The sequence below is a fragment of the Curtobacterium sp. PhB142 genome, assembly GCF_004341255.1.
Taxonomy (GTDB): Bacteria; Actinomycetota; Actinomycetes; order Actinomycetales; family Microbacteriaceae; genus Curtobacterium.
The window spans coordinates 1-5491 of the sequence record NZ_SLUT01000021.1 but is presented as its reverse complement, the minus strand read 5'-3'; the positions used below and the strand labels follow the sequence as shown (position 1 = coordinate 5491).

Genomic DNA, 5491 nt, shown 5'->3' with positions numbered 1-5491 from the left:
GGAGAGCTCCGGAAGGGACAGGTGTTGCTCTTCGCCGACCCCGACCACGTCGGCACCCTCCGGCTGCACCGGTTCGACTCCCTCAACAGCGACGGAACCCTCACCACGAAGGGCGACGCGAACCCCTCCGCCGACTCCACACACATCTCCCGGTCCGCGGTCACGGGAGTCGGGTACCTCCGTGTCCCACTCATCGGCACACCCGTCCTCTGGGCTGCGGATCATCGAGCGGGCCCGCTCGTGGCCCTCGGTTTGGCCCTCGTCCTCGTCGCTGGACTCGCCGTCCTGCCGGCCGTCGCAGATCCGAGCAGGACGACGGGGGCGTCCCGACGTGGGCCCCGGCATCGTCAGCAGGACCACCGGCCGTGGGCGGTGGGGGCACTCCTTGTCACTTCTGTCTGCACCGTCGCGGCGCTGGCGGTACCTGCTTCGGCGGCCGCCGCGGCCTTCGCCGCCACCGCCACCGCACCCAGCACGATGGCGACCGTGGCCGCGACCCCGGCCACTGCGCTGACGTGCACGTCGAACACGAACGGGTCGGTCACCATCGGGTGGAGCTACGACGGGGTGGCACCCGAGCGGTTCACCACGGTCATCGACGGCGTCGCGAGCAGCGACACCAGCGCCGGCACCGCCCGATCCACCACGATCAGCTCCTGGGACCTCTTCTCGTTCCGCACCTCCAGTGTCACCGTCCGCGCCGACGTCACCTCGACGTGGACGACGACCTCCGCCAGCAGCGTCCGCATCAGCACCGTCCGCTTCCTCGGACTCGGCCGCACCAGCTGCGCCTGATGGCAATACTGGGCTGTCGTCCTAAAAAGCTTTAGTTTTCCGAGATGCAGCCGTGAGACACATTGCCATGTCGGTGACATCAGCATCCAAGCGGGTGCCGCTTGTCTCGGAATGTCGTCTGGGCCTGGCTGGCGGTTCGTCGAGTGGTCTTGACGGTTTGTGGGACGCAGCGCGTGGCAGAGGGCTTGGGGGAGCTGTCGGCGAGCCCGCAGTGTCGTCCTTTCCGCGGAGCAGTGAGGGTCCCTGGGAGGATCGCTACGCGGTCATGCTCTCCCAGAAGATGAGTTCGCTGCGGCCCGCTTCGCTGAGGGGTATGCCCTCACTGTCCGTCGCGGTGTCAAGGACGGTTGCGAACACACTGCCGTCCGGCAGCGTCAGTTCTCGGGCCGTCCAGCGCACAAGCCCATAGCCAGGGTGGTCCGTACACCCGGAGCTGAGTCGAGCATCCACGCCCTGAGCGTACGACTTTGTGGCGGCGACCGGCCATGACGAGCGACCTGATCGCTGGTAATCAGCGTCATGGGAACCGGCACCCCGATAGCCGAACATCTCGCAGGATGCCTGTCCCGCTCGGCGATGGGTCACCGGACGGCCTGCCTCGGTTTTCAGGGGGCTTGGAAGCCGGCTTCCTGGAGCACCTTCTGTCCGGCGTCGGAGCGGACGTAGTCGCTGAACGAGGCGGCGAGGTCGGGGTTCTTGCTCTCCTTGAGCACCGCGATCGGGTAAGTGTTGACGGCGCTTGATGCGTCCTTGAATGTCACCCCGTCGATCTTGCCAGCCGCGCCCTTGACGTCGGTGACGTACACCAGGCCTGCGTCTGCTTGCCCGGAGCTGACCTTACCGAGCACGTCGGTGACGGACTGCTCCTCGCTGACGGGCTTCAACGTGACCCCGGTCGCCTGCTCGACCTTCTCGGTAGCGGCACCGCACGGGACCGGGCTGGCGCACGTGACGACCTGCACGCCGGCGTTGGTGAGGTCCTTGAAGTCGGTGATCTTCTTCGGGTTGCCGGGCGCGACCGCGATCTCAAGCGTGTTCTTCGCAAAGTCCGCCGGTGAGCCCTGGAGGTCGTTCGTGGCGAGCTTGTCCATGTTCTTCTCGTCAGCCGACGCGAATACGTCGGCCGGTGCGCCGTTCTGGATCTGCGTCACGAGGTCACTGGAACCGGCGAAGGAGAACTCAATCGTCGTACCCGGGTGTGCGGCCTCGTACTGCTTCCCCAGCTCGGTGAACGTCTTCTGCAACGACGCTGCCGCAAACACTGTGATCGAACCCATCGCAGAGGACGAGGACGAGGACGAGGACGAGGACGGCGACGGCGACGACGAGCTGGCTGTCGTGCTGCCGGCGGAACACGCCGTAAGCAGCAGCGACGCCGCGGCGACCGCGGTCAGGAGGGTCGGCAGGCGGGTGGCGCGGTGCGGCATGACGGGGTTCCGTTCGACAGGTTGCGCCGCAAATGCGGCGATGTTTTGCCATTCAACACGAAGATGCGGTTGCCCCGGTGGTCATGGGTTGGCGTGATCTGTACGGCCGTCGTCCTGATTACCGCTGGCGGCGTCCTTGGGCTCGGCGGTTGGCTGATGTCATGACAGATGAGCGTTCAGTGACGAGCGGGTCCGATGGCAGTGCCGGCGATGCGAACTACGGCGTGATCGGGGCCGGGTACGGGCAGTACCGGCGTCCGGAGCCCGCGTTCACCGCGGCGATCCGGGCTGCGCTCGGCAATGCTCGAACGCTCGTGAACGTCGGTGCTGGTGCGGGCTCCTACGAACCGACCGACCTCGACGTGACCGCTGTAGAGCCGAGCGCCACGATGCGTGCGCAACGCCCCGCAGGGTCGGTGCCCGCGGTCGATGCGACCGCGGAGGACCTTCCGTTCGGTGATGACAGCTTCGACGCGGCCCTGGCGTCGTTCACCGTCCATCAGTGGCGGGACCTGCCGGCTGGGCTCCACGAGGTTCGCCGGGTGACCCGCGGGCCTGTCGTGATCCTCACCTGCGACCCGTCCGCGCTCACCCGGTCGTGGATCAACGACTACGCACTCGAGGTCATCGCCACGGAAGCCAGCCGATACCCGTCGATCGACAACCTCCGAGCAGGACTCGGCGGAACCGTTACCGTGGCGTCCGTACCGATCCCACTCGAATGCGTCGACGGATTCAGTGAGGCGTACTACGGCCGTCCCGAAGCGCTCCTCGACCCCGGCGCCAGGCGCGCGAACTCCGCCTGGAGCTTCGTCGGTCCGGACGTCGAGGCACGCTTCGAGCGCGCGCTGCGGGCCGACCTCGAGACGGTCGCGTGGGACGCCCAGCACGGACACCTGCGCGCCCAGCCGACGTTCGACGGGTCGCTGCGCCTCGTGGTGGGCCACCCGTGAAGACAGAAACGGTACAGCGGCAGGGAAAGGCGCTGTGGCTGGTCGCTGCGTGGTTCTGGGCGTTGCAGTTCGCGGTGCTGAACCCGCTGCTCGCAGTGCTCCTCGTGACCCTCTACGATGCGACGCCGGCCGAGGTCGGTTGGGTCCTGGGGCTCTACAACGTCGGCGGGTTCGTCGCATCCCTGGTCATCCCGACTCTCGCGGACCGGAGCCGGAACTACCTTCGGCCGCTGGTGTTCTGCGCGCTCGGCGGGGTCGCTCTCGTCACGGTCCTCGCCGTCACAACGTCGCTCCCGGTCGTCGTACTCGCGCTGGTCATCCTCGGAGGGCCGCCCGGCGTCGGCTCCACGCTGCTGTTCGCGCAGCTCCGCCATGAAGGCGCACCACCGGCGCAGGTCATCCGGACCCGTGCGATCGTGTCTTTCGCCTGGGTCATCGGCCCTCCCCTGGCCACTCTCGTCACTGGAACGGCAGGCTCCCCGGCAGCGCTGCCGCTCCTTGCCGGCATCGGCCTGGTCAACGTCGTCACCGCGCTCCTGCTCCTCCGCCGACGCGGGACAATTCGCACCGATGACGCCACACCTCGGCCACGGCTGCTGGTGCAGCTCCGCGGGTGGAACCGGTGGGGTGTCGTCGGCGCGTTCACGCTCCTGCAGGCGACGAACATCGCCACCGTCACTATCTCGACCCTGTTCGTCACCCGCGACCTCCAGGCTCCGATCATCTGGGCTGGCATCACGCTCGGCGCTGCCGCCCTCCTCGAGATCCCCGCACTGCTGCTCATCGGTCGGCTCCAGGAACACCGCTCCGTCCGGCTCCTCCTCGCTGGCGGGTGGGTATGCGGTGTCGCGTACTACGGCCTCGTCGCGCTGGCCCATGAGCCGTGGCAGCTCCTCGTTCTGCAGCCGCTGAACGCCTGGTTCTTCGCGACCGTCGCCGGCCTCGGTCTGACCGTGTTCCAGGACGTGTTCCCGAGCCCCGGACTCGCATCGGGGCTCTTCACCAACACCCGCCGCGCCGGAGCCGTTCTCGCCGGCCTGCTCATCGCCGCCCTCGGCGCGTTTCCCGACCCGTACCGGGCCGTGTACATCGCCGCGGCAATCATCGCGCTCACCGTGCTTGCCACCGCCGCTGCGGTCACCACCCGTGCACGCGCCGCAGCGCGCTAGGTTCGGGGGCGTGAGCACCGACCGCGACCACCGAGTGGCGGTGCTCGTTCTCGACGGAGCGAAAGCGCTCGACGTCGGGATCGCTGCGCACGTGTTCGCGAAGCGGCCGAGCATGCCCTACGAGGTCCGCGTCTGCGCCGAACAGGTCGGCACCGTGGAAGGGTGGGACGGCCTCGCCTACGCCGTCAGCCACGACCTCGACACTCTTACCTGGGCCGACACCATCCTCGTCCCCGGCTACCGGAATCCCGCCGAGGTCACCACACCGCCAGCTGTCATCGCAGCGCTCCGCGCAGCGCACGAACGCGGTGCCCGGATCGCAGCGATCTCGACAGGCGCGTTCACCCTCGCCGCCGCCGGGCTCCTCAATGGGCGGCGCGCGACGACGCACTGGCACTACACGGACATCCTCCGCGACCGGTACCCGGAGGTCGACGTCGACGAGCACGTGCTGTTCGTCGACGCCGGGAACGTTCTCACCAGCGCCGGCGCCGCCAGCGGCATCGACCTCTGCCTCCACCTCATCCGCCGTGACCACGGAGTCGCGCTCGCCAACCACGTCGCCCGACGCCTCGTCAGCGCCCCCTACCGAAGCGGCGGCCAAGCCCAGTACGTGCTCCGCACCATCCCAGAACCCCTCGGCGACGTCTTCGCCGCCACCCGCGCCTGGGCGCTCGACCACCTCGACGACGACCTGTCCCTCGCGGCGCTTGCCCGTCAGTCGAATGTGTCCGCGCGGACGTTCTCACGCCGGTTTGCTGCCGACACCGGCATCACCCCGATGCAGTGGGTCTTGCGCGCCAGGATCGACCGCGCCCGGGAACTTCTCGAACGCACCGACTTGACGATGACGCAGATCGCCGAAGCGACAGGACTGCGATCCGACGCGAACCTCCGTCGCCACTTCGGCAGCATCATCGGCACCTCTCCCACCGCCTACCGAGCTGCGTTCCAGGAGTCTCGATAGCCGGTGGTCCACCGCTACACGACAGCCGTCGTCCACGACGGGCTCGCTTGCCGCCTGCTGTGAGCAGAGGCCCTTGCGGTTGCATCGGGCACGACAGATGATCCTCGCGAACCCGTATCAGCCGGTCGGAACGGCTGCGGCGGCGAGTGGGATTGCGCACTTCGGCCGGTTCTCCGCCTA

At 68.2% G+C, this 5491-nt stretch carries 6 protein-coding genes; 5 read left to right on the top strand and 1 reads right to left on the bottom strand.

Annotated elements, in window-relative coordinates; translation table 11 throughout:
• The coding region (locus EDF31_RS19705) for a hypothetical protein (protein WP_207896313.1) at positions 1 to 795 on the top strand (795 nt) is incomplete at its 5' end.
• A 605-nt stretch (positions 796 to 1400) separates the two neighbouring features.
• Here EDF31_RS19705 and modA read toward each other — a convergent pair.
• Positions 1401 to 2039, bottom strand: a complete 639-nt coding sequence (gene modA / locus EDF31_RS19700) for a molybdate ABC transporter substrate-binding protein (RefSeq protein ID WP_347812697.1) — start codon at positions 2037 to 2039, stop codon at positions 1401 to 1403.
• Between the two features lie 19 nt (positions 2040 to 2058).
• Between modA and EDF31_RS20430 the strand changes: the two genes are divergently transcribed.
• From EDF31_RS20430 to EDF31_RS19685, 4 genes are all read left to right on the top strand, one after another.
• Positions 2059 to 2319, top strand: a complete 261-nt coding sequence (locus EDF31_RS20430; protein ID WP_243650190.1) for a hypothetical protein — start codon at positions 2059 to 2061, stop codon at positions 2317 to 2319.
• 64 nt (positions 2320 to 2383) lie between these two features.
• The gene (locus EDF31_RS19695) at positions 2384 to 3175 is read left to right on the top strand and encodes a class I SAM-dependent methyltransferase (RefSeq protein ID WP_131847764.1); all 792 of its coding nucleotides are present in this window, start codon (positions 2384 to 2386) and stop codon (positions 3173 to 3175) included.
• Complete coding sequence (locus tag EDF31_RS19690; RefSeq protein WP_165901519.1) at positions 3172 to 4344, top strand: MFS transporter; 1173 nt, start codon at positions 3172 to 3174, stop codon at positions 4342 to 4344. The genes EDF31_RS19695 and EDF31_RS19690 overlap by 4 nt, the downstream gene beginning before the upstream one ends.
• A gap of 10 nt (positions 4345 to 4354) precedes the next feature.
• The gene (locus EDF31_RS19685) at positions 4355 to 5311 is read left to right on the top strand and encodes a DJ-1/PfpI family protein (protein ID WP_243650187.1); all 957 of its coding nucleotides are present in this window, start codon (positions 4355 to 4357) and stop codon (positions 5309 to 5311) included.
• Positions 5312 to 5491: the final 180 nt, after the last annotated feature.

Coding starts and splice junctions, on each gene's coding strand:
- EDF31_RS19695 (WP_131847764.1), top strand. CDS start 2,384: ATGACAGATGAGCGTTCAGTGACGAGCGGGTCCGATGGCAGTGCCGGC.